The sequence below is a fragment of the Geodermatophilus normandii genome, from assembly GCF_003182485.1.
Lineage (GTDB): Bacteria > Actinomycetota > Actinomycetes > Mycobacteriales > Geodermatophilaceae > Geodermatophilus > Geodermatophilus normandii.
Window position 1 is genome coordinate 1,491,102 of record NZ_QGTX01000001.1, and the last position, 25,138, is coordinate 1,516,239.

General features: G+C 75.9%; 26 protein-coding genes and 2 pseudogenes. 18 read left to right on the forward strand and 10 right to left on the reverse strand.

The features are described 5' to 3' along the window. Positions 1-18: 18 nt before the first annotated feature. The 3 genes from JD79_RS07320 to JD79_RS07325 all read right to left on the reverse strand — a co-directional run bounded on the left by JD79_RS07320 (position 19) and on the right by JD79_RS07325 (position 2,291). On the reverse strand, positions 19-1,146 hold the full coding sequence (locus tag JD79_RS07320; RefSeq protein ID WP_110004981.1) for an NDMA-dependent alcohol dehydrogenase: 1,128 nt from the start codon (positions 1,144-1,146) through the stop codon (positions 19-21). A 181-nt stretch (positions 1,147-1,327) separates the two neighbouring features. Continuing rightward, positions 1,328-1,489, reverse strand: a complete 162-nt coding sequence (locus JD79_RS22510) for a hypothetical protein (RefSeq protein ID WP_170149144.1) — start codon at positions 1,487-1,489, stop codon at positions 1,328-1,330. A gap of 10 nt (positions 1,490-1,499) precedes the next feature. Next, the gene (locus tag JD79_RS07325) at positions 1,500-2,291 is read right to left on the reverse strand and encodes a class E sortase (RefSeq protein ID WP_110004982.1); all 792 of its coding nucleotides are present in this window, start codon (positions 2,289-2,291) and stop codon (positions 1,500-1,502) included. Positions 2,292-2,343: 52 nt separating this feature from the next. Here JD79_RS07325 and JD79_RS07330 point away from each other — a divergent pair, with 52 nt between their 5' ends. Together JD79_RS07330 and JD79_RS07335 are read left to right on the forward strand one after the other, a co-directional pair. Further along, on the forward strand, positions 2,344-3,804 hold the full coding sequence (locus JD79_RS07330) for a bifunctional 3-(3-hydroxy-phenyl)propionate/3-hydroxycinnamic acid hydroxylase (protein ID WP_245899886.1): 1,461 nt from the start codon (positions 2,344-2,346) through the stop codon (positions 3,802-3,804). An 18-nt stretch (positions 3,805-3,822) separates the two neighbouring features. Beyond that, positions 3,823-4,050 (forward strand): hypothetical protein, encoded by a 228-nt coding sequence (locus JD79_RS07335; protein ID WP_110004984.1) that lies wholly within the window; start codon positions 3,823-3,825, stop codon positions 4,048-4,050. A gap of 56 nt (positions 4,051-4,106) precedes the next feature. On the opposite strand, the pseudogene JD79_RS23590 reads toward JD79_RS07335, so the two are convergent. Both JD79_RS23590 and JD79_RS07340 read right to left on the reverse strand, forming a co-directional pair. Further along, positions 4,107-4,301 (reverse strand): annotated as a pseudogene (locus JD79_RS23590) (alpha/beta hydrolase domain-containing protein); the annotation flags it as partial. A 10-nt stretch (positions 4,302-4,311) separates the two neighbouring features. Continuing rightward, on the reverse strand, positions 4,312-4,797 hold the full coding sequence (locus JD79_RS07340; protein ID WP_110004985.1) for an SRPBCC family protein: 486 nt from the start codon (positions 4,795-4,797) through the stop codon (positions 4,312-4,314). Between the two features lie 35 nt (positions 4,798-4,832). Here JD79_RS07340 and JD79_RS07345 point away from each other — a divergent pair, with 35 nt between their 5' ends. Continuing rightward, positions 4,833-6,044, forward strand: a complete 1,212-nt coding sequence (locus JD79_RS07345; protein ID WP_110004986.1) for a cysteine desulfurase-like protein — start codon at positions 4,833-4,835, stop codon at positions 6,042-6,044. Positions 6,045-6,050: 6 nt separating this feature from the next. On the opposite strand, the gene JD79_RS07350 is transcribed toward JD79_RS07345, so the two are convergent. Together JD79_RS07350 and JD79_RS24210 are read right to left on the reverse strand one after the other, a co-directional pair. Then, positions 6,051-6,440 carry an acyl-CoA-like ligand-binding transcription factor gene (locus JD79_RS07350; protein WP_245899889.1) on the reverse strand — a complete coding sequence of 130 codons (390 nt, stop codon included), beginning with the start codon at positions 6,438-6,440 and terminating at the stop codon, positions 6,051-6,053. Between the two features lie 39 nt (positions 6,441-6,479). After that, positions 6,480-6,593 (reverse strand): annotated as a pseudogene (locus JD79_RS24210) (TetR family transcriptional regulator); the annotation flags it as partial. A gap of 225 nt (positions 6,594-6,818) precedes the next feature. Here JD79_RS24210 and mftA point away from each other — a divergent pair. Genes mftA through mftC form a run of 3 tightly spaced genes read left to right on the forward strand, consistent with a single transcriptional unit; the run spans position 6,819 to position 8,556 of the window. After that, entirely contained in the window at positions 6,819-6,959 is a 141-nt protein-coding gene (gene mftA, locus JD79_RS07355) for a mycofactocin precursor MftA (protein ID WP_110007522.1), read from the forward strand. An 11-nt stretch (positions 6,960-6,970) separates the two neighbouring features. After that, a complete protein-coding gene (mftB, locus tag JD79_RS07360) occupies positions 6,971-7,318 on the forward strand; it encodes a mycofactocin biosynthesis chaperone MftB (protein WP_110004988.1) in 348 nt (115 codons plus the stop codon). Further along, positions 7,315-8,556, forward strand: a complete 1,242-nt coding sequence (gene mftC, locus JD79_RS07365; protein ID WP_110004989.1) for a mycofactocin radical SAM maturase — start codon at positions 7,315-7,317, stop codon at positions 8,554-8,556. Before mftB ends, mftC begins: the two co-directional genes overlap by 4 nt. 200 nt (positions 8,557-8,756) lie before the next feature. On the opposite strand, the gene JD79_RS07370 is transcribed toward mftC, so the two are convergent. Further along, on the reverse strand, positions 8,757-9,356 hold the full coding sequence (locus JD79_RS07370) for a TetR/AcrR family transcriptional regulator (RefSeq protein ID WP_110004990.1): 600 nt from the start codon (positions 9,354-9,356) through the stop codon (positions 8,757-8,759). 74 nt (positions 9,357-9,430) lie between these two features. On the opposite strand from JD79_RS07370, the gene JD79_RS07375 reads away from it, so the two are divergent. After that, complete coding sequence (locus JD79_RS07375; protein ID WP_110004991.1) at positions 9,431-10,975, forward strand: DHA2 family efflux MFS transporter permease subunit; 1,545 nt, start codon at positions 9,431-9,433, stop codon at positions 10,973-10,975. Between the two features lie 42 nt (positions 10,976-11,017). Here the strand turns inward: JD79_RS07375 and JD79_RS07380 are convergent, their stop codons facing one another. Further along, positions 11,018-11,506: a pyridoxamine 5'-phosphate oxidase family protein gene (locus tag JD79_RS07380; RefSeq protein ID WP_110004992.1), complete on the reverse strand. Its 489-nt coding sequence runs from the start codon at positions 11,504-11,506 to the stop codon at positions 11,018-11,020. 124 nt (positions 11,507-11,630) lie between these two features. Between JD79_RS07380 and JD79_RS07385 the strand changes: the two genes are divergently transcribed. From JD79_RS07385 to JD79_RS07395, 3 genes are read left to right on the forward strand one after another with little or no spacing between them, the layout of a single operon-like run. After that, positions 11,631-12,881, forward strand: coding sequence for a multidrug effflux MFS transporter (locus tag JD79_RS07385; RefSeq protein ID WP_245899891.1), 1,251 nt, complete (start codon positions 11,631-11,633; stop codon positions 12,879-12,881). Positions 12,882-12,927: 46 nt separating this feature from the next. Next, positions 12,928-13,611: a mycofactocin biosynthesis peptidyl-dipeptidase MftE gene (gene mftE / locus JD79_RS07390; protein WP_110004994.1), complete on the forward strand. Its 684-nt coding sequence runs from the start codon at positions 12,928-12,930 to the stop codon at positions 13,609-13,611. Positions 13,612-13,664: 53 nt separating this feature from the next. Continuing rightward, the gene (locus tag JD79_RS07395; protein WP_110007523.1) at positions 13,665-15,167 is read left to right on the forward strand and encodes a purine-cytosine permease family protein; all 1,503 of its coding nucleotides are present in this window, start codon (positions 13,665-13,667) and stop codon (positions 15,165-15,167) included. A 4-nt stretch (positions 15,168-15,171) separates the two neighbouring features. Here JD79_RS07395 and JD79_RS07400 read toward each other — a convergent pair whose 3' ends face one another. Continuing rightward, on the reverse strand, positions 15,172-16,179 hold the full coding sequence (locus JD79_RS07400) for an iron-siderophore ABC transporter substrate-binding protein (protein WP_110004995.1): 1,008 nt from the start codon (positions 16,177-16,179) through the stop codon (positions 15,172-15,174). Positions 16,180-16,410: 231 nt separating this feature from the next. Between JD79_RS07400 and JD79_RS07405 the strand changes: the two genes are divergently transcribed. The 8 genes from JD79_RS07405 (at position 16,411) to JD79_RS07435 (ending at position 25,000) form a co-directional block, all read left to right on the forward strand. Beyond that, positions 16,411-16,812: a cysteine hydrolase family protein gene (locus JD79_RS07405; protein ID WP_245899893.1), complete on the forward strand. Its 402-nt coding sequence runs from the start codon at positions 16,411-16,413 to the stop codon at positions 16,810-16,812. Further along, the gene (locus JD79_RS22975) at positions 16,809-17,078 is read left to right on the forward strand and encodes a hypothetical protein (RefSeq protein WP_211307896.1); all 270 of its coding nucleotides are present in this window, start codon (positions 16,809-16,811) and stop codon (positions 17,076-17,078) included. The genes JD79_RS07405 and JD79_RS22975 overlap by 4 nt, the downstream gene beginning before the upstream one ends. Further along, positions 17,075-18,241 (forward strand): mycofactocin biosynthesis glycosyltransferase MftF, encoded by a 1,167-nt coding sequence (mftF, locus tag JD79_RS07410; RefSeq protein ID WP_211307897.1) that lies wholly within the window; start codon positions 17,075-17,077, stop codon positions 18,239-18,241. Before JD79_RS22975 ends, mftF begins: the two co-directional genes overlap by 4 nt. A 98-nt stretch (positions 18,242-18,339) precedes the next feature. Continuing rightward, positions 18,340-19,641, forward strand: a complete 1,302-nt coding sequence (locus JD79_RS07415; RefSeq protein WP_245899895.1) for a GAF domain-containing protein — start codon at positions 18,340-18,342, stop codon at positions 19,639-19,641. A 68-nt stretch (positions 19,642-19,709) separates the two neighbouring features. Then, positions 19,710-20,933, forward strand: coding sequence for an MFS transporter (locus JD79_RS07420; protein WP_211307898.1), 1,224 nt, complete (start codon positions 19,710-19,712; stop codon positions 20,931-20,933). 223 nt (positions 20,934-21,156) lie between these two features. Next, positions 21,157-21,651 carry a (2Fe-2S)-binding protein gene (locus JD79_RS07425; RefSeq protein ID WP_110004997.1) on the forward strand — a complete coding sequence of 165 codons (495 nt, stop codon included), beginning with the start codon at positions 21,157-21,159 and terminating at the stop codon, positions 21,649-21,651. Continuing rightward, complete coding sequence (locus tag JD79_RS07430) at positions 21,648-24,146, forward strand: xanthine dehydrogenase family protein molybdopterin-binding subunit (protein WP_110004998.1); 2,499 nt, start codon at positions 21,648-21,650, stop codon at positions 24,144-24,146. The genes JD79_RS07425 and JD79_RS07430 overlap by 4 nt, the downstream gene beginning before the upstream one ends. Beyond that, positions 24,143-25,000 carry an FAD binding domain-containing protein gene (locus JD79_RS07435; RefSeq protein ID WP_110004999.1) on the forward strand — a complete coding sequence of 286 codons (858 nt, stop codon included), beginning with the start codon at positions 24,143-24,145 and terminating at the stop codon, positions 24,998-25,000. The genes JD79_RS07430 and JD79_RS07435 overlap by 4 nt, the downstream gene beginning before the upstream one ends. Positions 25,001-25,138: the final 138 nt, after the last annotated feature.

Below are 25,138 nucleotides of genomic sequence, written 5' to 3' on the forward strand. Positions count from 1 at the left end.
GCGGGCACGGGGAGCGGGTCAGCGGTCGGAGTCGCTGTAGACGACCATCCCGCGGATGTTCTTGCCGTCGCGCATGTCCTGGTAGCCCTGGTTGATGTCCTCGAGCTTGTACTTCGTCGTGGCGAGCTCGTCGAGCTTGAGCTGGCCCTCCTGGTAGAGGCTGAGCAGCTCGGGGATCGCCGCCCGCGGGGCCAGGCCGCCGAAGATCGCGCCCTGCAGGTCCTTCTGCAGCAGCGTGAGCTCGAAGAGGCTCAGCTTGACGTCGGTGTTGGCGGCGTTGCCCATGCCGGTGACGACGGCGCGCCCGCCCTTGCCGGTGAGGGTCAGGGCGGCCTGGACGTCCTCGCCCTGGATGTCGCCGACGGTGATGATCGTCTTGTCGGCCATCCGGCCCCAGGTCAGCTCGTTGACCTTCTCGGTGGCCTCCTCGGCCGACTCGAAGGTGTGCGTGGCACCGAGCTCCATGGCCCACTCGCGCTTGCGTGCCACCGGGTCGATGACCATGACCCGCTTCGCCCCGGCCGCCGCCGCGCCCTGGACGGCGTTCATGCCGACGCCGCCGGCGCCCATGACGACGACGTTCTCGCCGGGCCGGACGTCGGCGACCTTGGTGGCCGAGCCCCAGCCGGTGGTGACGCCGCAGCCGACCAGCGCGGCGATCTCCAGCGGGATGTCCGGCTCGATCTTCACGACCGACGCCTGGTGCACGGTGATGTAGGGCGAGAAGGTGCCCAGCAGGCACATGGGGATGACGTCCTGGCCGCGGGCCTGGACGCGGTAGGTGCCGTCGGAGATCGACGTGCCCGCCAGCAGGCTGGCGCCGAGGTCGCAGAGGTTCTGCATCCCCTTCGAACACGGCGGGCACTGGCCGCAGGCGGGGATGAACGCGGTGACGACGTGGTCGCCCTCCTGCAGCCCCGTGACGCCGGGGCCGACCTTGGTGACCACGCCGGAGCCCTCGTGCCCGCCGATCACGGGGTAGAAGGCGACCGGGGTGCCGCCGGTGACGAGGTGCTCGTCGCTGTGGCACAGCCCGGAGGCGGCCAGCTGGACCTGGACCTCGCCCGCCTTCGGGTCACCCAGCTCGATCTCCTCGATCGACCACTCCTCGCCCACGCCCCACAGGATCGCGCCCTTGGTCTTCACCCGGTGTCCTCTCGGTCCGGCCCGCCGGCTCTGGCGGGCAGCCTGCTGCGCACTCTCCCCAGGAGTGTGCGCCGGGCCACAGACTCTGTGCGGCACGGGGTGCCGTCAAGAGGAGCACGGGGTCCCCGCCGAGGGGTCGCAACGGTCTGCAACGCGCGGCGGTCCGCGACGCGCAGCGGCGTCACCGGCCGTCGACGGTCACCGCGGTGAAGGGCAGGTGCGGCTCCACCCAGGGGAAGACGACGAACAGCAGCAGCGCGGCCGCGGCCAGCGCGAGCAGCAGCGACAGCGCCGAGCGGGTCGCCGTCCCGCCGGGCAGGCGCCGCCAGATCCAGCGGTACACGCGGTCCTCCTCAGCCCTCGGTCAGGGCCGGCGGCCCGTCGGGTGCCTGGGCGCGGGTCACACCCGGGCCGTCCAGGACGGCGTGCACGACCAGCCGCTGCCGCGCCGAGTACCGGGGGTGGCAGGTGGTGATCGTCAGGTAGGCCCCGGTGGGCGCGGCGTCGGCGGTGCCGCCGGGCGTCGGGGCGATGACCCGGACGTCGGCCGGCGACACGATCTCCTGCCCGGGGACGCCGTTCGGGTCCTGGCCGTCGGCGAGCACGCGGTAGGTGAACCACCCGTCGGCCACCTCGACGACGATCGGGTCGCCCGGCCGCATCCGGTCGAGGTCCAGGAACGGCGAGCCCCGGCCGACCCGGTGCCCGGCGAGGGCGACGTTGCCCTGCTGCCCGGGCATCGCCGTCCCGGCGTAGTGGCCGGGCCCCTGCGACAGCTGGTCCTCGCTGGTCCCCTCGAGGACCACGCGGGACCAGTCCTCGCCCAGCCGCGGCACGTGCAGGACGGCGAACGGCTGCCCGACCGGCACCTCGGCGGGCGTCGTCGGCACGCCCGCGGCCGGCTGCTGCGCGGACCACTCGGTCCGCAGCCGGTCGGAGAGCCGGTCCTGGTCGCGGGCGCTGGACAGGTCGGTGATCCACAGCTCGTAGACGACGAACAGCAGCAGCACGACGCCGGCGGTGACCAGCGTCTGCCCCAGGCCGCTGACGAGCGTGCGCCAGCGGTCCCCGCTCCTCCGTCCGTGCCGGCGCCACTCCGCCGGGAGCGCCGGTGCGTCGGTGGTGGTCCCCCCTGTCGCTGGCATGGCGCGACCACGATGCCAGCCCGCACCCGGGCGGTCGGCGACACTGGGCGGCGTGTCGTCGCAGGCGGTGGTCCCCCCGGTCGTGGTGGTCGGCGCCGGACCGGTCGGCGCGACCGCCGCGCTGCTGCTCGCCCGGCGCGGGCTGCCGGTGCTCCTGCTCGACCGCCGGGCGCACCCGCCCGGCCTGCCGCGGGCGGTCCACCTCGACGACGAGGCGCTGCGCGCGCTGGCCGACGCCGGCGTCGCCGAGGAGTTCCTGGCGGTCAGCCGCCCCGTGGCGGGGCTGCGGCTGCTCGACGCGCGGCACCGCACCCTCGCGGAGTTCCGCCGCACCGAAGGCGCCGGGCGGCACGGCTGGCCGCAGGCGTCGATGTTCCACCAGCCCGACCTCGAGCGGCTGCTGCGCGCCGCGATCGACCGGACCCCGGGCATCGACGTCCGCGGCGGCGAGGAGGTCGTGGGGCTGGCGCAGGCGGACCGGTCCGTCACGCTCGCGGTGGTCCGGCGCGACACCGGGCAGCGCCGCGACGTCGTCGCCTCGGCCGTGCTCGGCTGCGACGGGGCCAACAGCACCGTGCGGAGCCTGGTCGGCGCGCGCATGCGCGACCTCGGCCGCCCCGACCGGTGGCTGGTGGTCGACCTGCGGACGAGGGTCCCGCTGCCGGTCTGGCCCGGCGTGCACCAGGTGTGCGACCCGGTCCGCGCGGCGACGTTCATGCCGGTCAGCGGCGACCGGTACCGCTTCGAGGCGCGCCTGCGGCCGGGAGAGGACGCCGCGGACCTGACCGGCCCGGCGCTGGCCGGGCTCCTGGCGCCGTTCGGGGCGCAGGACGCCGAGGTGGTGCGGGCCGTCGAGTACGTGCACCGGGCGCAGGTGGCCGACCGCTGGCGGCGCGGCCGGGTGCTGCTGGCCGGCGACGCCGCCCACCTCACCCCGCCGTTCGTGGGTCAGGGTCTGGGGCTCGGGCTGCGCGACGTGCACCAGCTGGCCTGGAAGGTCGCCGCCGTCGTCACCGGCGCGGCCGGTGAGGACCTGCTCGACACCCACGGGGCCGAGCGGGGCCCGCACGCCCGGGCGCTGGTCCGGCTCGCGGCGCTGGCCGGGCGGCTGATGACCGGCGGGGGAGCCGGCGCGGTGCCGGTGCGCCGGGCGGTGCTGGCCGCCCTCACCGGGGTACCGGCGCTGGCCGCCTACGCCACCGACAGCCGGACGCCGCCGCTGCGCCCCGGGCTGCTGGTCGACCGGCGGGGCCCGGCCGGGCGCCGGCTGGCCGGGACCCTCGTGCCGCGCGCCCGGGTGCGCACCGGCGGGGAGGAGTGCCGGGTCGACGACGTCCTCGGCGCCGGCACCGGGGTCGTGGCGCTCGCGGGACCGGGTCGCGTCGCCGTCACCGCCGGGAGCCGGCGCACCGAGGTGGAGGACGTCGACGGCGCGCTCGCGGCGTGGCTGCGCGGTGCCGGGGCGCGCTTCGCCGTCGTCCGTCCCGACCGGGTGGTGCGGGCGGCGGGCTGAGTGGGTAGCGACCCCCTCATGCAGATCGACAAGGCCCAGATCCTCCAGCTGCTGCAGTCCCAGGGCGACGACGCCAAGGCGCAGCAGGCCGACCAGGAACTGCCCGGGACGGTCGACACCGACCAGCACGCCGGGATCCTGCAGAAGCTCGGGCTCGACCCGGGCGACCTGATCAAGATGGTGACCGGCGGAGGCGGCGGTGGCGGTGGCCTCGGCGGCGCGATCGGCGGCATCCTCGGCCGCTAGCCGGAGACGCCGACGGCGCCGGGCGGGAGGTCCCCGCCCGGCGCCGTCGGCGTCCGTCAGCGCCTGCCGACGTCGCTGCGCGCCGCCTGGGACACGATCGTCTCGGCGTCCTCGGGCAGCAGCCAGCCCGCCGCCACGGCCGCGTCGGCCGACCGGTCCACCCGGGACACGTAGGCGCCGTGGTTGCGGTAGAGCGACTGCAGCGTCCCGGCCGGGAACGGCGTGGTGCTGCCGTAGAGGCTGCAGAACGCGTCACCGGTGTTACAGGTCGGAGCCCGTCGCCGGTCCGCCCTCGGCGACCCGCCTGATCGCCGCGAGGGTCGCCGGGATGCCCTCGCGCGCCGCCCGGGTGCGCAGCTGCACCTGGCGCGGTGCGTCCTCGCCGTAGCGCTCCGCCATGAACGCCAGGCCGTCGGGGAGGAAGGCCCAGGACTCCGTCAGCCGGGTGCCGCCGTCGACGGGTTCGAGCGTGTAGCCCCACCGCACCCGTGAGCCCCCGACCAGCCAGGCGAACTCCCGGCCGCGGTCGGCCACCGCCACCTGGCTGCGCGTCTCCCAGGTGCGCTCCGGCGTCACGTTGCGGCCGGTGAACCAGTCGCCCACCCGCCCGGTGGCGCCCTCGTCCCACCAGCAGGCGACGCAGACCGGGCTCCACTCGCCGGTGCGGGTCACGTCGCTGACCAGGTCGTAGAGCTCGTCGGGGGAGACGGCGACGACGACGGAGTCCGCGTGCGTCAGGTCGGGCATGCCCGCGAGTCTGCCGTCGTCCATGCTGACGGCCGATGACCACCACGAGCACCGCCTACGACGTCGCCGCGGTCCGCGCGGACTTCCCCGCCCTGCGTGCCGGGGCCGCCCACTTCGACGGCCCGGGCGGCTCGCAGGTGCCGCGCCAGGTCGCCGAGGCGGTGGCCGCCACCCTGACCGCGCCGATCGCCAACCGCGGCCGGCTCACCGAGGCCGAGCGCAACGCCGACGGCGTCGTCGTGGCCGCCCGCGCCGCCGTCGGCGACCTGGTCGGGAGCGATCCCGGCGGCGTCGTGTTCGGCCGCTCCATGACGCAGCTGACCTACGACCTCTCCCGCGCGCTGTCGGCCGGCTGGGGCCCCGGCGACGAGGTCGTCGTCACCCGGCTGGACCACGACGCCAACGTCCGGCCCTGGGTGCAGGCCGCGGCCGCGCGCGGGGCCACCGTCCGCTGGGCCGACCTCGACCCGGCCACCGGTGAGCTGACCCCGGAGGCGCTCGCGGCGGTGCTGTCCGACCGCACCCGGCTGGTCGCGGTCACCGGCGCCTCCAACCTGATCGGCACGCGACCCGACGTCCCGGCCCTCACCGCGCTGGCGCACGAGGCCGGCGCGCTCGCCTACGTCGACGGCGTGCACCTCACCGCGCACGCGCCGGTCGACGCCGCGGCGCTCGGCGCGGACCTCTACGCCTGCTCGCCGTACAAGTTCCTGGGCCCCCACCTGGGCTGCGTCGTCGCCGCGCCGGCGCTGCTGGAGACGCTGCACCCGGACAAGCTGCTGCCCTCCACCGACGCCGTCCCGGAGCGCTTCGAGCTCGGGACGCTGCCCTACGAGCTGCTGGCCGGCACCACCGCGGCCGTCGACTACCTGGCCGCGCTCGGCGGGTCCGGCGGCGACCGGCGGGCCCGGCTGGTCGCGGGGATGGCCGCCGTCGAGGCGCACGAGGACCGGCTGCGCGAGCGGGTCGAGGAGGGGATCGCGGAGCTGCCCGGCGTCACGCTGTGGTCGCGCGCCGCGCACCGCACGCCGACGCTGCTGCTCACCTGGGCCGACCGGCCCGCCGCCGAGGTCTCCCGCGCGCTGGCCGGGCGCGGCGTCAACGCGCCGGCCGGCAGCTTCTACGCGATCGAGGCCTCCCGGGCCCTCGGCCTCGGTGACGCCGGCGGCCTGCGGGTGGGCCTGGCGCCCTACAACGACGACGACGACGTCGACCGCCTGCTCGAGGGCCTGCGCGCCGCGGCGTAGCGCGGGTCAGCGCAGGTCGGGGAAGCCCTCGGCGAGCTGGGCGAACGCCGACCGCAGCGCCTCGGCCAGCGAGCCGTCCTCGTCCGACAGCCAGACCTCGAAGGCGGTGGTGGCCGCCGCGCGGGTGGTGGTGGCGACCAGCCGGGGGAGCAGCGCCGCGGGGTCCTGGCCGCAGCGGGCGGCGACGTAGCGCGCCACGACCTCGTCGACGTCGGCGTGGCGCAGCTGGGAGTGCGCCTGCAGCGCCGGCTCGGTGAGGATCAGCCGCATCCGCTGCCGCAGCACCGGCAGGTCGGCCTCGGCGTAGTCGTTGACCTCGACGTAGGCGCCGAAGACGGCGGGCAGCACCGCGACGTCGTCGCCCGCCGCGTGGAGCAGGGCGGCCAGCCGGGCCACGTGGCCGGCGAAGTCGCCCCAGACGGCGTCGGCCTTGCTGCCGACGTGCCGGAAGAACGTGCGCCGGCTGGTGCCCGCGACCGCGGCGATCTCCTCGATGGTGACCTGCTCGAAGCCCTCGGCGGAGAAGAGCTCCAGGGCCGCCCGCTCGATGCGCGCACGGGTGTCCCCCCGGCCGCCCCGACGCGCAGCGGGACGGCGGAGGGGGTCCCGGACGGGCCCTCGGCGGCCGGTGACGAGCTCACGGGACCATCCTGGCCCACCCGGCCTGCGGGGTCAGCCCCCGCCACGTCCGGGGGAACCGGCCCTCGCTTGCCGGTGGCACCCGGTGTCTCTACCGTCGCCCGCATCCCGTTCCGCCGTTCCCCGGAGGTCCGCATGCCCGAGACGACCGCCTCGACCGAGACCCAGGCAGAGACCCAGACCGCCGCACCCGAGGAGGCCCTGTCCGACGAGGGCCTGGTCCAGGAGTCCCTCGTGGAAGAGGTGTCCATCGACGGCATGTGCGGCGTCTACTGAGCGCGACCGACGTGGACCCGACCGCTCCGGCCGCGGACGCCGTCGCCCCGGCCGCGTCGGACACCGTCGCCCCGGCCGCCTCGGACACGGCCGTGTTCGACCCGGCCCGTCCCTGGCGGCGCGCCCGGTCGGTGGCGCTGCGGCCGGAGCCGTTCGGGGCGCTGGTCTACCACTTCGGCAACCGGAAGCTGTCCTTCCTGAAGTCGAAGACGCTGGTCGCCGTCGTGGAGACGCTGGCCGACCACCCCAGCGCCGAGGCGACGCTCGTCGCGTGCGGCGTCCCCGAGGTCCAGCGGCCCGCCTACGTGACGGCGCTGGCCGACCTCGCCCGCTCGCAGATGATCGAGGTGCGCGCATGACCGCCGTCGTCCCCCAGCGAGCGGTGCCGGCCGCCCGCCCCACCGCCCCGTCAGTCGGGCGTCTGGTCGACCAGTTCGAGTACGGCCTCGACGCCCCCATCTGCCTGACCTGGGAGCTCACCTACGCCTGCAACCTGGCGTGCGTGCACTGCCTGTCCTCCTCGGGCCGGCGCGACCCCCGCGAGCTGAGCACCGCCGAGGCCGAGGGCGTGATCGACGAGCTGCAGCGGATGCAGGTCTTCTACGTCAACGTCGGCGGCGGCGAGCCCACCGTCCGGCCGGACTTCTGGCACCTGCTCGACTACGCCATCGGCCACGACGTCGGCGTCAAGTTCTCCACCAACGGCGTCAAGCTGGACCGGGCGCGGGCGCGGCAGCTGGCGGCCACCGACTACGTCGACGTGCAGATCTCCCTCGACGGCGCCACCGCGGAGGTCAACGACCGCGTCCGCGGCACCGGCTCGTTCGCCACCGCCACGAAGGCGCTGGAGAACCTGGCCGAGGCGGGGATGCGCGACTTCAAGGTCTCCGTCGTGGTCACGCGGGAGAACGTCTCCCAGCTCGACGACTTCCGGGCGCTGACCGACCGCTACGGCGCCCAGCTGCGCATCACCCGGTTCCGCCCGTCGGGCCGCGGCGCCGACGTCTGGGACCAGCTGCACCCCACCCAGGCCCAGCAGCGCGAGCTGTACGCGTGGCTGCTGGCCAACGGCGACCGCGTGCTGACCGGCGACTCGTTCTTCCACCTGTCGGCCTACGGGCAGGCGCTGCCGGGCCTCAACCTCTGCGGCGCCGGGCGCGTGGTGTGCCTGATCGACCCGGTCGGTGACGTCTACGCCTGCCCGTTCGCCATCCACGAGCAGTTCCTCGCCGGCAACGTGCGGAGCGAGGGCGGCTTCCAGCGCGTGTGGCAGTCCTCCGAGCTGTTCGCCGAGCTGCGCAGCCCGCAGACCGGCGGCGCGTGCACGAGGTGCGCGCACTTCGACGCCTGCCGCGGCGGCTGCATGGCGGCGAAGTTCTTCACCGGCCTGCCGCTGGACGGCCCCGACCCCGAGTGCGTGCAGGGGTACGGCGAGACCGCCCTGGCCGCCCGCGACCTGGACCTGGTGAAGCCGAAGAGCCACCTCGACCACTCGCACACCGGCCCGGTCCGCGGCCAGCCGACGCTGCTCGGCATGCCGGCCGTCCCGGTGAGGACCTGCGACGAGTCGCCGCTCGCCGGCGCGCAGCTCGGCTGACGCTCAGCGGGTCGGGGCCACCACCGAGGGCCCCGACCCGTCGGGCAGCAGGCCGGGCGCGAGGTCGGCGAGGGTCATGGTCGCGAACAGGACGACCAGGACGGCGAGGGTGAGCACGGGGCACCTCCGGTTGACGTGCCCCCAGCCTGGGCGCCGTCCCTGACCGGTCCCGGGGATCTCCCTGGGAGTCGGCTGGACGCTCAGGACAGGCCGGCCACCAGGGTGGCCAACAGCCGCTCGTAGGTGGCGTCGGCGTTCCCGACCTGGACGACGCCGGCCAGCTCGAGCGTCACCGCGCCGTGGACCGCCGACCAGATGACCTGCGCGGTCTCCGCGGGGTCGTCACGGCGGAGCACCCCGGCGTCCATCGCCCGGGACACCTCGGTGACGAGCACGCCGAAGGCGGCGCCGGCGTGCTCGGCCAGCTCCGCCGTCGTGGCGGCCGCGCGGGCGGCGGGTGACACCGCCGTCCCGAACATCGCCTCGTAGTGCTGCGGGGAGCCGAGGGCGAAGCGCCGGTAGCGCCGTCCGCAGCCGGCCAGCCGCTCCTCCGGCGGCTCGCCGTCCTCCCCGCTGATCGCGGCCGCCAGCGCGTCGAACCCGCGCACCAGGACGGCGGCCACCAGGCCGTCCTTGCTGCCGAAGCGGTTGTAGACGCCCATCGGGGCGACGCCGGCCTCGCCCGCCACCGCCCGGACGGTCAGCCCGGCCAGGCCGTCGCGCACCAGCACCCGCTCGGCCGCGTCGACCAGTGCCCCGTGCACGTCCCGGCTCGGCGTCCGCTGCCCCGTCTCCGTCACGGGGTCATCCTCCCTTGCCGACCGTAGAACGCTGTTCTAGTGTTGTGGAACAACGTCCTACATAGGAGGTCGTCATGGTCCCCGGCTCCCCGCCCGACCCCCGCCGCCGCTGGTGGGTGCTGGCCGTGCTGTGCCTGTCGGTGCTCCTGGTGAGCGTCGACAACACGATCGTGAACGTCGCGCTGCCCACGCTGGCCGGCGAGCTGTCGGCCGGCACCAGCGACCTGCAGTGGGTGGTCGACGGCTACACGCTGGTCTTCGCGGCGCTGCTGCTGCTCGGCGGGCACCTCGGTGACCGCTTCGGCCGGCTGCGCGTGCTGCAGGCCGGCCTGGTGCTGTTCGGCCTGACGTCCCTGCTGGCCGCCCTGGCCGGGACCACCGGCGAGCTGGTCGCCGCCCGCGCCGCGATGGGCGTGGCCGCCGCCCTCGTCTTCCCCGCCACCCTCGCCCTCCTCGTGGCCACCTTCCCCGACCGCCGGGAGCGGGCGACGGCGATCGGGATCTGGTCGGCGGTCACGGGCCTGTCGGTGGCGATCGGGCCGGTCACCGGCGGACTGCTGCTCGAGCACTTCGCCTGGGGCTCGGTGTTCCTCGTCAACGTGCCGCTCGTGCTGCTGGCGCTGGTCGCCGGCCGCGCCCTGCTGCGCGAGTCGCGCGAGCCGGTGCACGGGCGCTTCGACGGCGTCGGCGTCCTGGGCTCGGTCGCCGGCATCGGCCTGCTGGTCTGGACCACGATCGAGGCCCCGGGCCGCGGCTGGACCGCGCCGGTCACCCTCGCCGGCTACGCCGCGGCGGCGCTCGTGCTGGCCGGCTTCGTGTGGTGGGAGGCGCGCCGTCCCGACCCGCTGCTCGACGTCCGGCTGTTCACCGACCGGCGCGTCTCGGCGGCCAGCGGGGCGATCGCGCTGGCGTTCTTCGCGCTCTTCGGGTTCATCTTCCTGATCACCCAGTACTTCCAGGCGGTCCTGGGCTACGGGACCCTCGCCGCCGGCGTCGGGACGCTGCCCTTCGCGCTGGTCATCGGCGCGACGTCGCCCCTGGCGGTGCTGCTCGTCCGGCGGCTGGGCACCGCGGTCGTCGTCACCGCCGGGCTGCTGGTCATGGCCGCCGGGTTCGTCGTCGCGGCCGGGTCCGCCGTCGACTCGGCCTACTGGGGCCGCGTCGTCGTGGCGATGGTGCTCATGGCCGGCGGGCTCGGCCTGGTGATGAGCCCGGCCACCGAGACGGTCATGGGCGCGCTGCGCAGCGAGCAGGCCGGCGCGGGCTCGGCGGTCAACGACACCGTCCGCGAGGTCGGGGGGACCCTCGGCGTCGCCGTCGTCGGCTCGGTGATGAGCACCGTCTACGCGCCGGCCGTGCGCGACGGGCTGGCCGGGCTGCCGGCCGCGGTGCGCGACGCGGCCGGCGACTCGGTGGTGGCGGGCCTCGCCGTCGCCGCGCGGCTGCCCGACGGGACGGCGGCGGCCGACGTCGTCCGGCAGTCCTTCGTCGACGGGCTGTCGGCCGGGTCCTGGGTGTGCGCGGCGGCCTGCGCCGCCGGTGCGCTCGCCGCGGCGGTGTGGCTGCCCGCGCACCGGCCGGCGGCCACGCCTCTCCCCGAGCCGGTCCCGGCGGCGTGAGCCCCCGGGTGCGGCGGCCGCGCCGGCCGCCGCACCCGGGCGTCACGGCAGGTCGACGACGTCCTTCTCACCGGTGTCGGGCTGGCTCCCGGTGGCCTTGGCCTTGACGAAGCTCAGCGCGGTCGCGAGCCGGTTGCCGGGGCTGTCCCAGTACTCCGCGGTGTCGCCGTCGACCTTGACCAGCACCACCGACGGGTCCTCGGGGCCCTGCGGCAGCCACGCCTCGACACCGCTGTTCCACAGCTCCCTCTTCTTCGCGACGTCGTCGACGACGCGGGCGGTCCCGGTCAGGGACACCCACGTGCCGCCGGAGCCCATGCCCACGTTGACCTGCGGCGAGGCGGTGACGTGCGCGAGCCAGGGGGCGTCGTGCTCGGCGAAGAACCAGAGGTCGCCGTCGAACTCCACCTCCTGCAGCGCCATCGGCCGGCTGGTGAGCCGGCCGTCGGGCATGGTGGTGGTGAGGAAGCCGAACTTCTGGCCCTTGATGAGCTCGGCGACCTTGCGGGTGGCGTCCGGGGAGTCGGTCATGCCCCTGCCCTTCCCCGATTCCGCCGCCGGACACGGGTGCCGGCGCGTGTCGGGGCGGGAACGGTCCGCGTGAGCTGGCCCGCACGGCGGAATGCACCGGCACCGGGGCGGCTTCGCTCTCGACGTGACGACGATCCAGGACCGGCCGACCGCGCCGACCGCGACGACCGACCGGCCCGGGACGGCCCGCACCGCCCTCACCCTCGGCGCCTTCGTGGCGCTGGGCCCGCTGACCGTGGACATGTACCTGCCCGCGCTGCCCACCATCGCCGACGACCTGCGGGCCAGCTCGGCGACGGTGCAGCTCACCCTCACCGGCACCCTCGTCGGCCTGGCGCTCGGCCAGCTGGTCCTGGGCCCGCTGTCCGACGCCCTCGGGCGCAAGCGGCCCCTGCTGGCCGGGACGGCGCTGCACGTCGTCGCCTCGCTGCTGGTGCTCGTCGCGCCGTCGATCGCGGTGCTCGGGCTGCTGCGGTTCCTGCAGGGCGTGGGGACGGCGGCCGGCGCGGTGATCGCCCTCGCCGTCGTGCGCGACCTGTTCGAGGGGCGGGCGGCGGCGACCATGCTGTCCCGGCTCTTCCTCGTCCTCGGGGCCGCGCCGGTGCTCGCGCCGACCGTCGGAGGCGAGGTCCTGCGGATCACCTCGTGGCGCGGGGTCTTCCTCCTGCTCGCGCTCTACGGGGTGCTGCTGCTCGTGGTCGGCTGGTTCGCCGTCCGCGAGACCCTCCCGCCGCAGCGGCGGCGCAGCAGCGGCCTCTCCGGGACGCTGCGCAGCTACCGGTCGCTGTTCGGCGACCGCGCCTACGTCGGCCTGGTGCTCGTCGCGGGCCTGACCATGGCCGGGCTGTTCAGCTACGTCTCCGGCTCCTCGTTCGTCTTCCAGGACCAGTTCGGCCTCGACGAGCAGCAGTTCGGCCTGCTCTTCGGCGCCGGCGCGGTGTGGCTGATCGGGGCCACCCAGCTCAACCCGGTCGTCCTGCGGTGGTTCTCCCCGGCCCAGGTGCTCGTGGCCGGCGTCGTCTTCGGCGCGCTGGCCGGCGCGGTCCTCGTGGTGCTCGCGGGCACCGGGACCGGCGGGCTGTGGGCGGTCGCGCTGCCGCTGTGGGCGGTGCTGTTCTCCTCCGGCCTGGCGCTGCCCAACGCCCCGGCGCTCGCGCTGTCGCGGCACGGCGAGGCCGCGGGCACCGCGGCGGCGCTGCTCGGCGCGGTGCAGTTCGGGGTCGGCGCGGCCGTGGCGCCGCTGGTCGGCGTGCTCGGCAACGACGCGGTCGCCATGGGCACCGTCGTCGTCGCGGCGCTGGTGCTGGCCATCGCCGTCCTGGTCCTCGTCGTCCGGCCGTGGGAGCTGCCCGTGGACGACGACGTCACCGCCTGACCCCTTGGCGGCAGGGGCGGCCGTGACTGCCGCCTAGGCTGACCGCGTGCCCGACCTGGCCGGCGCCGCGTGGCCGGAGCTGCCCGAGCGGCCGCTGCTGGTCGTCCCGCTCGGCTCGGTCGAGCAGCACGGGCACCACCTGCCGTTCGCCACGGACACGGTCGTGGCCGCGGCGGTCGCGCGGGCGGCCGGCCTCGACGCCGTGCTGGCCCCGGCGCTCGCCTACGGCGCCAGCGGCGAGCACGAGGACTTCCCCGGGACGATCTCGATCGGCACCGAGGCGCTGACCACGCTGCTCGTCGAGTACGGGCGCTCCGCCTGCCGCTGGGCCGGCCGGCTGCTGGTGGTCAACGGGCACGGCGGCAACCTCGACGCGCTGCGCCGGGCCGTGCCGCTGCTGCGGGCCGAGGGCCGCGACGCCGCCTGGTCCCCCTTAGCCGTCCCCGGCGGTGACGCCCACGCCGGCCGCACCGAGACCTCGCTGCTGGTGCACGTGGAACCGGCCGCGGTGCGGACCCACCGGTCCGTCCGGGGCGTGACGACGCCGATCGGCGACCTGCTGCCCCGGCTGCGCGCCGAGGGCGTGCGGGCGGTGAGCCCGACCGGCGTGCTCGGCGACCCGGCCGGCGCCTCCGCGGCGGAGGGCGCGCGGCTGCTGGCCGACCTCGCGGCCCGGCTGCGCGCGGCCGTCGCCCGCTGGGAGGTCGGCGGGGACGGGCGACTGCGCTGAGCCGCGTCCCGGGCAGCAGGATGACCGAGGACGCGATCGGGGAGGAGACGTCGATGACCCAGCAGGAGGCCGTGGACCGGGGGGCCGGCGCGACCGGACGCGGTGCCGTGGAGACCAACGGCATCAACGTCATCGCCGAGGAGGAGCGCCGCGGGCGGCCGCGCTCGCTGTTCTGGCCGTGGTTCGGCGCGAACGTCAGCGTCCTGGGCCTGGCCTACGGCTCGTTCCTGCTCGGCTTCGGCATCTCCGCCGGGCAGGCGCTGGTGGCCGGGGCGGTCGGCATCGTCGTGTCGTTCCTGCTGTGCGGGCTGGTCTCGATCGCCGGCAAGCGCGGGTCCGCGCCCACCCTGGTGCTCAGCCGCGCGGCGTTCGGCGTCCACGGCAACCGGGTGCCGGCCGCGCTGTCCTGGGTGCTCACCGTGGGCTGGGAGACGGTGCTGGTCAGCCTGGCCACGCTGGCGACGGCGACGGTGTTCGGCCAGCTCGGCTGGAGCGGCGGGACGACGACCCAGGTGGTCGCGCTGCTCGTCGTCGCGGCGCTGGTCGTGGCCGGCGGCGTGCTCGGCTTCGACGCGATCATGCGCATGCAGGCGGTCATCACCGTGGTCAGCGGCGTGCTCACCGTCGTCTACGTGGTCCTCGTCGCCGACGACATCCGGTGGTCGGCGGTGACCGCGGTCCCGGACGGGACGACGGCGGCCGTCGTCGGCGCGCTCGTGCTGGCGATGACCGGCTACGGCTTCGGCTGGGTGAACGCCGCCGCGGACTACTCGCGCTACCTGCCGCGCACCGCCTCGACCGGCGGCGTCGTCGGCTGGACGACGTTCGGCGGCGCGCTGGCCCCGGTCGTGCTGCTGGGCACCGGCCTGCTGCTCGCGGCCTCGGACCCCGAGCTCTCCGGCGCGATCGCCGCGGACCCCATCGGCGCGCTCGGCGCGATCCTGCCGACCTGGTTCCTCGTGCCGTTCGTCGTCGTCGCGGTGCTCGGCCTGGTCGGCGGCGCGCTGCTGGACATCTACTCGTCGGGGTTGTCGCTGCTGGCCGCCGGTGTGCGGGTGCCCCGGCCGGTCGCGGCGGGCATCGACGGCACGCTCATGGTGCTCGGCGCGATCTGGGTGGTCTTCCTCGCCGACGCGGACTTCTCGATCCAGTTCCAGGGGTTCCTGATCACCCTCGGGGTCCCCATCGCGGCGTGGTGCGGGATCTTCCTCGGCGACCTGGCGCTGCGCCGCAGCGACTACGCCGAGGCCGACCTCTACGACGCGCGCGGCCGCTACGGCGCCGTCCCGCCGGTGCCGCTGCTGCTGCTGGCCGTGGGCACCGTCCTCGGCTGGGGGCTGGTCACCAACACCTACGCCGGCTGGCTGGACTGGCAGGGCTACCTGCTCGGCCCGCTCGGTCTCGGCGGCCGCGAGGGCTCCTGGGCGTTCGCCAACCTCGGCGTGCTGGCGGCGTTCGCCGTCGGGCTGCTCGGCACGCTCGCGCTGCGCCGCGGCGCCGTCCGGGCGCAGGAGGCCGCCCCGGCGGTGCCGGAGCGGCCTCCTGTCGTGCGCTGAGCGCTCAGTCCCGCAGGGCCTCGGCGAACAGCGGGACCGCGTTGTCCAGGGCGTACTCCGTGCCGAGGACCGAGCCGCTGGAGAAGGCGTTGGCCAGCGTCTCGTCGTCGAGCAGGACCGCGTTGCCCTGCTGCACCGAGCCCAGCGTCTGCCACAGCGGGCTGCCGGTGATCAGCGAGGGGTCGACGAAGATCGGGAAGACGACGGTCAGCGGCGCGTCGAGCAGCGAGACCTGCTCGTCGGAGACCGGCACGAAGAAGCTCTCCGTGGCGAGGTCCTGGATCGCCGGCTTGTTGGTGAAACCGAGGGTCTCCATGAAGTCGACGCGGGTGTCGCCGCGGACGTAGGCGCCGAAGCCCTCGGAGGAGAAGGCGCCCACGGCGACCTCGGTGCCGTCGAACTCCGGATGGGCCGCGGCGGCGTCGGCGAAGCGCTGTACGAGGTCGCCGCGCAGCTGCTCGGCCTCGTCGGTCCGGCCCAGCGCCTGGCCCACCAGGTCGAGCTGCTGCTGCCAGGTGGTGAGGTACGGGTCCACGCCCTCGGGCTGGCCGATCGTCGGGGCGATGGCGCTGAGCGAGTCGTAGCGCTCCTGGGTGGCCGGCGACCGGGTGTCCAGGATGAGGTCGGGCTCCAGCGCGGCGATCGCCTCGAGGCTGGGCTCCAGCGTCTCGACGACCTCCGGCGCCTCGTCGTAGAGGCCCTCGGCCCACGGCCCCACGCCCTCGCCGCCGAAGGCCAGCCAGTCGCTCGCGCCGACCGGCTGGACGCCGAGCGCGAGCGCGGTCTCGGCGTCCGACCAGCCGAGGGCCACCACGCGCTGCGGTTCCTCCTCGACCTCGACGTCGCCGAAGGCGGTGCTGACGGTGACGGGGAAGCCGCTGCCGGCGCGGGACGCCGGGGACGACCCGGCGGCCGAGGAGCCGGCGTCGCCGGAGCCGCACGCGGCCAGCGCCCCGGCGGTGGTCAGGGCGGCCGCGACCAGGGCGGTGCGCCGGAGCAGGGGACGGGACATGCGGTTCTCCTCGCGAGTGGGGAAGGGCAGCCTAACCTCACCTGAGCGCCGCACCCCGGGCGGCGGTCCCGGCCGCCCCCGTTAGGGTCCGGACGTGACGCACCTCCCCGGCTGGCTCGTCGTCGTGGACATGCAGCGGGTCTTCGGCGACCCGGACTCCCCTTGGACGGCGCCCCGCTTCGAGGAGGTCCGCCCGCGCGTCCGGCGCCTCGTCGGGCCTTCGGCGAGCGGGTGGTCCTCACCCGCTTCGTGGCGCCGCAGCAGCCCGCCGGCGCGTGGGTCGGCTACTACGAGCAGTACCCGTTCGCCCTGCAGCCGCCGGACGCCCCGCTCTACGACCTCGTCGACGACCCGGGCACCGCGCGCGTGCTGAGCGCGACCACGTTCGGCAAGTGGGGCCCGGAGCTGGCGGAGGTGGTCGGCGCCGGACCGCTGACCGTGGCCGGTGTGGCCACCGACTGCTGCGTCGTCTCCACCGTGCTGCCGGCCGCCGACGCCGGCGTGCCCGTGCGCGTCGTCGCCGACGCCTGCGCCGGCAGCAGCGACGACGACCACGGCAGGGCGCTGCACCTCATGGGTCTCTACGCCCCGCTGGTCGAGGTCACCACCACCGACGCCGTGCTGGCCGGGTGAGGCTCCCGCCGCCGCCGGAGGCGCGGCTGCCCGACGGCTGGGCGGTGTGCCTCGACCCGCGCACCCGCCGCCTCGAGGGCGGGGCGGCCCTGCTCGGCGGCTCGCCGCTGCGGCTCCTGCGCCTGGCCCCGCGTGCCCGGGACCTGCTCGCCGGTGACCGCCTCGTCGTCACCGGCCCGGCGACGGCCGCGCTCGCCGCCCGGCTGCAGGACGCCGGCGTCGCCGTCCCGAGCCCGCCGGCGCCGCGCCCGGCCCGGACGGCGTGACCGTCGTCGTCCCGGTGCGGGACCGCGCGCCCGGGGTCGCCCGCCTCCTGTCCGCCCTGCGCGCCGACCCGGACACCGCCGGCGTGCGCGTGCTCGTCGTCGACGACGGGTCGGCCGACGCCCCGGCGCTGGCCGCGGCCGCCGCGGCGGGTGGGGCCGAGGTGCTGCGGCACGACCGCTCGCGCGGTCCCGCCGCGGCGCGCGACACCGGCCTGCTCGCCGCGACGACGGAGGCCGTGGCCTTCCTCGACTCCGACTGCGTGCCGCGGCCGGGCTGGCTGGGCGTGCTGCTGCCGTACCTCGCCGACCCGCGGCTGGCCGTCGTCGCGCCGCGGATCACCGCCCTGCCCACCGCGCACGCGGGCTGGGTGACGCCCTACGAGACGGCGGTCAGCGCCCTCGACATGGGGTCGCGGCCCGGCCCGGTCGCGCCGCTGACGGGCCTGTCCTACCTGCCCAGTGCCGCGCTGCTGGTCCGGCGGACCGCGCTCGGCGAGGGGTTCGACACCGGCATGCGGGTGGCCGAGGACGTCGACCTCGTGTGGCGGCTGGCCGGTGCGGGCTGGCGGGTGCGCTACGAGCCGGCGGCGCGCGTGGACCACGAGCACCCGTCGTCGACGGTCGCCTGGCTGCGCCGGCGGGCCGTCTACGGCACCGGTGCGGCGCCGCTGGCCGCCCGGCACGGCCGCGCCGTCGCGCCGGTGGTGGTGAGCCCGTGGTCGGCGGCCGCTCTCCTCCTGGCGCTGGCCGGCGGCTGGCCGGGACGGGCGCTCGCGGCCGCCGTCCTCGGCGACGCCACGATCCGCCTGGCCCACCGGCTGGCCGGCCCCGGCCGCCGGGTCCCGTACGGCCTGGCCGCCGCGCTCGTGCTCCGCGGCACCGCCGCGGCCGGCCGCACACTCGCCCGCTCGGCCACCCGGCACCACTGGCCGCTCACCGCCGGGGCGGCGCTGGTCTCCGGCCGTGCCCGCCGGGTCGCGCTCGCCGTCGCCGGAGCCGACGCCGTCCTCGGGTGGTGGCCGCACCGGTCGGCCGTGGGCCCGCTCCGGTTCGCCGTCGCCCGCCGGCTGGAGGACCTCGCCTACGGCGCCGGGCTGTGGGCGGGCGCGGTGCGCCGGCGGGACCCGTCGGCCCTGCTGCCCACGTCGCCGCCACGCGTCTGACCTGCGGGCCCGGTGCCTGGCGCAATCGTGCGACGCGGGTCACCATGGGCAGACCATGAGTCTGCGCCCGGGGGGAACGCCGTGACCGGCGTCAGCCCGTGGCTCGCCCTGCCCGACGGCCCCCGACGCCCGGGCTCACCCGCCGGTTGCGGGCGGCGCACGAGACGCTGGTGACCCGCGGCGCCCCGCCGCCGCGGCCGGGCGTGCGGTCGGTGGTCTGGGACTCCTGGCGGCGCAGCCTGGGCAGCGGCGTCGACCCCGACGGCCAGGCCCCGCCGGTCGACCTCCTCGACGACGACCTGGTCGCCTACCGCGCCGCGCACCCGCTGGCCCAGGTGCTGCCGGTGATCCGCCGGCTGCTCGTGGAGGACGCCGAGGCCGACCGGATGATCGTGGCGGTCACCGACGCCGACGGCCGGATGCTGTGGGTGGAGGGCGACCGCCGGCTGCGCGCGCTCGCCGAGAACATGAACTTCGTGGCCGGGGCCCGGTGGTCGGAGGAGGTCGCCGGGACCAACGCCCCGGGGACGGCGCTGGCGGTCGACCACCCGGTGCAGATCTACGGCAGCGAGCACTACCGCCGCCCGGTGCAGCCCTGGAGCTGCTCGGCCGCCCCGGTGCACCACCCGGTCACCGGGGTGCTCCTGGGCGCCATCGACGTCACCGGCGGCGACCACGTGGCCAGCCCGCACGTGTTCACCCTCGTCCGCGCCACCGTGGCCGCCGTCGAGTCGGAGCTGCGCTGGCTGCACCGCGAGGAGCAGCGCGACTCCGCACGCGGCCCCCGTCCCGCGCCGGTGCGTCCCGTCGCGCCGCTGCTCGAGGTGCTCGGCCGGGAGCGCGCCCGCCTCACCCGCCCCGCCGGCCCGGTGGAGCTCTCGCTGCGCCACTCCGAGCTGCTGCTCCTGCTGGCCGAGGCGGCCGCCGCAGGGGAGGGCCGCAGCACCGGGCAGCTGGCGGCGGAGTGCCACGCGGGCGACACCGCCGCGGTCACCGTGCGCGCCGAGCTGTCCCGGCTGCGCCGGCTCGTGGGCGACGACCTCGTCGGCTCGCGCCCCTACCGGCTGCTGCGCCCGCTGGAGACCGACCTCGGCCGGGTCCGCCGGCTGCTCGACCGCGGTGCGGTCGCCGCCGCGCTGGACGCCTACCCCGGCCCGGTGCTGCCGCGCTCCACCGCGCCGGGCGTCGCCGCCGCCCGCCGGCGGACGGGTGCCGCGCTGCGGGCGGCCGTGCTCACCAGCCGCCGGCCCGAGCTGCTGCTGCGCTGGACCGCGCTGCCCGAGGCCCGCGACGACGCCGTCGCCTGGCAGGCGTGCCTCGAGGCGCTGCCGGCCGGGTCGCCGCGGCGCGGCGCGGTCGCCGCCCACGTGCTGGCCCTCCGGCGGGCGTCCCGCACCTGACCCGGGCGGCGGGGGCCGTTTCCGCCGACCGGGAATACGGCCCGTCACGGTTCACTTGGCACGGTCACGTGAGTGCCCGCACCGCTGACCCGTCCGCTCCTCCCGCCACCTCGCTCACCACCCCGCGGGTGGCGGTCGCCCTCGTCGCCCTGGCGCTGGGCGGGTTCGCGATCGGCACCACCGAGTTCGTCACCATGGGCCTGCTGCCCGACATCGCCGACGGCGTCCGCGTGGACATCCCGACGGCGGGCCACGTCATCTCCGCCTACGCCCTCGGCGTCGTCGTCGGGGCCCCGGTGATCGCCGCGCTCGGCGCCCGGCTGCCCCGCCGCGCCCTGCTCGTCGGGCTGATGGCCGCCTTCCTGGTCGGCAACGCGCTCAGCGCGCTGGCTCCCGGGTCGACGACGCTGCTGCTGGCCCGGTTCGTCAGCGGCCTGCCGCACGGCGCCTACTTCGGCGTCGCCTCGCTGGTCGCCGCCTCCCTGGTGCCGCCGTCGCTGCGCGGCCGGGCGGTGAGCACGGTGATGCTCGGGCTGGCCGTCGCCAACGTCGCCGGCGTCCCCGCGGCCACCTGGCTCGGGCAGACGCTGGGCTGGCGGTCGGCGTACTGGGCGGTCGTGGTGCTGGCCGCGCTCACCGTCGGTGCCGTGCTGGCCGTCGTGCCCACCTCGCCCGGCGACCGGGACGCCAGCGTCCGCGCCGAGCTCGGCGCGCTGCGCCGGCCGCAGGTGCTGCTCACCCTCGCCGTCGGCACCGTCGGGTTCGGTGGGATGTTCGCCGTCTACAGCTACGTCGCGCCACTGGCCACCGAGGTCACCGGCCTGTCCCGCGGCACCGTGCCCTGGGTGCTGCTCGCCTTCGGCATCGGCGGCGTGGTGGGTACCGCGCTCGGCGGGCGGCTGGCCGACCTCGCGCTGTTCCGCTCGCTGGTCGGCACCCTCGTCGCCCTCGCCGTCCTGCTCGCCCTGGTCGGCCCGGCGGCGGGCACCGGCCCGACGCTGCTCGCCGGGATCTTCCTGCTCGCGGTCGCCGCCTCCACGCTCGTCGTCTGCCTGCAACTGCGGCTGATGGAGGTCGCCGGCGAGGCGCAGATGCTCGGGGCCGCGCTCAACCACTCCGCGCTCAACGCCGCCAACGCCCTCGGCGCGTGGCTGGGCGGCGTGGTCATCGCCGCCGGGTACGGCTACACCGCGCCGAGCCTGGTCGGCGTCGGGCTGGCCCTGCTGGGGCTGGTCGCGCTGGTCGCCAGCGCGGTGCTGCGGCGGCACGAGATGCGCGCCGTCCCCGCCTGAGCCCGCCTGCTGCAACAGCCCTGCAACCTCCGGTCTGCGGGCCGCCGCCCGCCTGTACTCCCGCAGCTGCGGGACCTCGGGGAGCGGGGCTCCGATCCTGCGGTTCCGGGGGTCCCCTGGGAGCAGGTAAGCGTGGCCTAAGTCACTCCGCCGTTGACAGACTCCGCCGCGGAGCGCCCGCACGGCCGGGCGCGATCGCCCCCTGCAACGGAGCGGAGGATCCATGACCCAGGTCAGCATGAGGGTCGACGGAGTGACCTACACCGACGAGGTCGAACCCCGGACCCTGCTGGTCCACCATCTGCGCGAAGCGCTCGGCAAGGTGGGCACGGTCGTCGGCTGCGACACCAGCAACTGCGGCGCGTGCACGGTCCACCTCGACGGGCAGGCCGTGAAGTCCTGCACCGTCTTCGCCGTCCAGGCCGACGGCGCCGAGGTCACCACCATCGAGGGCATCGGCAGCGCCGGCGACCTGCACCCGGTGCAGAAGGCCTTCCACGAGATGCACGGTCTCCAGTGCGGCTACTGCACGCCCGGGATGATCATGGCCTCGATCGACCTGCTCAAGGAGAACCCGAACCCGAGCGAGACCGAGGTCCGCGAGGGCATCGAGGGCAACCTCTGCCGGTGTACCGGCTACCAGAACATCGTCCGGGCGGTGCAGCAGGCCGCGGGTGAGATGGCGGGCAGCTCGGACACCCTGGGAGCGCAGGCATGACCGTCACCGAGGAGCCGGCCGCCGAGACCACCGCGCCGGAGCGGGAGGTCGGCAGGGCCCGCCGGCGCAAGGAGGACGCCCGGCTGATCACCGGGCGCACCACCTGGACCGACAACATGGTCCTGCCCGGGATGCTCCACCTCGCGGTCGTCCGCAGCCCCGTGGCGCACGGCAAGATCACCAACGTCGACGTCAGTGCGGCGCTCGAGGCGCCGGGCGTCGTCGCCGTCCTCACCGGCCGCGACCTCGCCGAGGAGCAGGGCTCCATCCCCTGCGCCTGGCCGGTCACCGCGGACATGGTCAACCCCGGTCACCCCTCGATCGCCGTCGAGGAGGTCAACCACGTCGGCGAGGCCGTCGCCGTCATCGTCGCCCGGTCCAAGGCCGCGGCCGCCGACGCGATCGAGCTGGTCGACGTCGACTACGACCTGCTGCCGCCGGTCCTCGACATGGAGGAGGCGGTCAAGGCCGGCGCCGACCTCTGCCACGACCACGTCGAGTCCAACACCAGCTACCACTTCGTCTTCGACGCCGGCGAGGCCGGTACGGGCGCCGACACCGAGCAGGCGTTCGCCGACGCCGACGTCGTCGTCAGCCGCCGGTTCGTCAACCAGCGGCTGATCCCGGCGTTCATGGAGCCGCGCTCGGTCGTCGTCCAGCCGCAGGGCGACAACTTCACGCTGTGGTCGGCCACCCAGATCCCGCACGTGCTGCGGGTCATGCTGGCGATGGTCACCGGCGTCCCGGAGCACAAGCTGCGCGTCGTCGCCCCCGACGTCGGCGGCGGCTTCGGCGGCAAGCTGCAGGTCAACCCCGAGGAGGTCATCGCGCTGCTCGTGGCGCGGCGCCTCGGCAAGCCGGTCAAGTGGACCGAGACCCGCAGCGAGTCCCTCATGGCCGCCCACCACGGCCGCGACCAGATCCAGTACGTCGACGTCGCCGCCACCCGGGAGGGCGACGTCAAGGGCCTGCGCGTGCGGATCCTCGCCGACATGGGCGCCTACCTGCGGCTGATCACCCCGGGCGTGCCGGCGCTGGGCGCCTTCATGTTCCCGGGCATCTACAAGTTCCCGGCCTACCGCTTCGAGTGCGACGGCGTCTTCACCAACAAGGTGCCCACCGACGCCTACCGCGGCGCCGGCCGGCCCGAGGCCACCTTCGCCGTCGAGCGGATCATGGACGAGCTCGCCGTCGAGCTGGGCATGGACCCCCTGGAGCTGCGGCGGAAGAACTGGATCCAGTCGCAGGAGTTCCCGTTCACCACCGTGGCGGGCCTGGAGTACGACAGCGGCGACTACGACGCCGCCACGCAGCAGGCGCTGGAGCTGCTCGGCTACCCCGAGCTCCGCGACGAGCAGCGCCGCCGCCGCGAGTCGAACGACCCGGTGCAGCTGGGCATCGGCTTCTCCACCTTCACCGAGATGTGCGGACTGGCGCCCTCCCGGGTGCTCGGCTCGCTGTCCTACGGCGCGGGCGGCTGGGAGTCGGCCTCCATCCGCATGCTGCCCACCGGCAAGGTCGAGGTGGTCACCGGCTCGACGCCGCACGGCCAGGGCCACGAGACGGCGTGGAGCCAGCTGGTCGCCGACCAGCTCGGCGTGCCGTTCGAGGACGTCGAGGTGCTGCACGGCGACACCGCCGTCTCGCCCCGCGGCATGGACACCTACGGCTCGCGCTCGCTGGTCGTCGGCGGCACCGCGGTGGTCAAGGCCGCCGACAAGGTGATCGCCAAGGCCCGCAAGGTCGCCGCGCACCTGCTCGAGGCCAACGAGGACGACCTGGAGTTCGCCGACGGGAAGTTCACCGTCCGCGGGACGCCGGGCACGGCCCTGTCGATCCAGGAGATCGCGCTGGCCGTCTTCGCGGCACACGACTACCCCGAGGACGTCGAGCCGTCGATCGACGCGGACGCGACCTTCGACCCGGTGAACTTCTCCTTCCCCCACGGCACGCACGTGTGCGCCATGGAGGTCGACACCGAGACCGGGTTCGTGAAGATCCGCAAGTACGCCTGCGTCGACGACGTCGGCACGATCGTCAACCCGCTCATCGTCGAGGGGCAGGTGCACGGCGGGCTGGCCCAGGGCATCGCCCAGGCGCTGTACGAGGAGGCCGTCTACGACGCCGACGGCAACCTGACCACCGGCACCTTCGTGGACTACCTGGTCCCCTCCGCCGCCGACCTGCCGCACTTCGACACGGGCAACACCGTGCACGCGGCGCCGGGCAACCCGATCGGCGCGAAGGGCGTGGGCGAGGCCGGGTGCATCGCCAGCACGCCGGCGGTGGTGAACGCCGCCCTCGACGCCGTCCGGCACCTCGGGGTGAGCGACATCCGCATGCCGCTCACGCCCGAACGGGTCTGGCGGGCTCTCCACCAGGGCGGCGACGGCGGCGACCGGGCCACGGCCGGCAGCAACGCCTACGGCGGGGCCTCCACCGAGTCCACGGCCGGCGTCTCCACCCCCGCTTCGTCGCTCGGAGGCGACCTGTGATCCCCGCTCCGTTCGAGTACGCCCGGCCGACCACCGTCGACGAGGCCCTGCAGGCGGTCGCGGCGGGCGGTGAGGACGTCAAGATCATGGCCGGCGGGCAGTCGCTCATCCCGGTCATGCGGCTGCGCCTCGCCGCGCCGTCGACGGTCGTGGACCTCGGCCGCGTCGCCGAGATGCGCGGCGTCCGCGACGACGGCGACGCGCTGGTCATCGGCGCGATGACCACGCACGCCGAGGTGCTCACCGATCCGCTCGTCGCCCAGCACGCCACGCTGGTCGCCGAGGCGACGGAGACGGTGGCCGACCGGCAGACCCGCCGGCGCGGGACCTTCGGCGGCGCGCTGGCGCACGCCGACCCGGCCGGTGACCTGCCGGCGGTGGCCCTCGCCCTGGACGCCGAGATGGTGGTCGCCGGGCCGGGCGGCCGCCGGACGGTGCCGGCGTCGGAGTTCTTCGTCGACTACCTGACGACGGCGCTGGACGAGGGCGAGATCCTCGTGGAGATCCGGGTGCCCAAGCTGGCCGGCGACTGGGGCGTGCGCTACGAGAAGTTCAACCGCGTGGCGCAGGCGTGGTCGATCGTGGCGGTCGCCGCGGCGGTCCGGCGCGAGAACGGGCACATCGCCGAGGCGCGGATCGGGCTGACCAACATGGGCCCGACCCCGCTGCGGGCCTCGGCCACCGAGGCCGCGCTCAGCGGCGCCGCGGCGTCCGCGGACGCGGTGGCCGCGGCGGCGCGGTCGGCGGCCGAGGGCACCAGCCCGAGCAGCGACCTCAACGCCCAGGCCGACTACCGCGAGCACCTGGCCCAGGTGCTGACCCGCCGGGCGGTCGTCGCCGCCGCCGGGTTGTAGCTTGAAGGACCCCCTCGCCCCCCAGCACTCGCAGGCTCGTGCCGGGTCCCTGCGAGGGGGCCGCACCCGGCTCCGCCCGTCCCCTCGGCCGGCCCGCCCTCCCGGGCGGACCGGCCGAGGTCCGTTCCCACCCCGGAG